The organism is Vibrio sp. 2134-1 (assembly GCF_033339495.1).
In genome coordinates, this window is sequence record NZ_JAWOUS010000139.1 from 1 (window position 1) to 1062 (window position 1062).

The window sequence follows — 1062 nt, forward strand, 5'->3', positions numbered from 1 at the left end:
ACCACCGTTGTTACTGACTTTGATTTCGAAATTGAGCTTACCGTTGATTAAATAAGGTGTCGAAGACAAAAGTGTATGGGTAAGCGTAACGTTCGGCGTCGCTGGAGGCGTGACAAGAACATTACTTTCTACAGGGCCATCGCGCGTTAACGCCGACGCCTTAGTTGTAATGTCAGAAACCAGATCATTCGCAACGGTCGCTTTGATGGTGTAAGTGATGTAACCACCCACGGATAGCTCCGCATTCTCTACCGACAAATCATCTGCTTTCGAAAATGTTCCCGTATTACTCCCAGAAGAAGCGACAGCACTGAGCTCGACATGACTAAAAACTGGAGCGTTGGCACCGCTTAGAACCTCACCAGTAAGAGACAAAAAAGGTTGGGTTATGTCTAAGCCTTTTACTGCAAACAGGCCAGTATTTTTTGCGGTGAGCGTGTACGTCAAAACGTTTGCGACTTGATATTCAGCTGGCGTTACCGCTGCATCTAGCGTGTATTTGTATTCGGCAGGTTCAAACGTGACGCTGGTTGTATCAACGAATGTATTCTCTGCCCCAGCAATCATCGCTTTTACTTGTGCTCCACCTAATACGATGTTTTCAGCACACTCATGAGACACTGTCGCGCTAACATGATAAGTAACTCGACCAAATGGCAGCAATGTCGCGCCAGTCACTTCTAAGTTCGCATTGCTAGATGCGTAACTACCAGCTATTGAACCTAGACTGTGAGTGTCTGATATCGATACGCTCTGAAAGGCTTTTTGGTCGCCCGACATGACATCCCAAACCGCGTTTATCACTGAGACATCTGCAATTGTGTCCGCCGTTGTATTTTTTACCTCAATCGAATACGAAATTTCTTCACCATTTTCATAATGACTCCCAGAAGCAGGACTAAATGAAATTTCCACCTCTCCTGCTGCTAGAGCGTTTGCAGAGGTAAATAAAGCAACTAAGAGTAAGGTAAAACAACGCTGAACCATCGACACAGTACTTTCCAATTTATATAAAATTCTTATGAATTACCGAGAGTAAAATGAACACAAAATCGTCAAAAT

The 1062-nt window shown here is 44.2% G+C and carries 1 protein-coding gene; it reads right to left on the reverse strand.

Going from position 1 to position 1062, the window contains the following annotated elements:
- Window positions 1-987 (reverse strand): hypothetical protein (locus R7R78_RS24450; protein ID WP_225474418.1); only part of this gene is annotated, 987 nt, incomplete at its 3' end.
- Window positions 988-1062 lie beyond the last annotated feature (75 nt).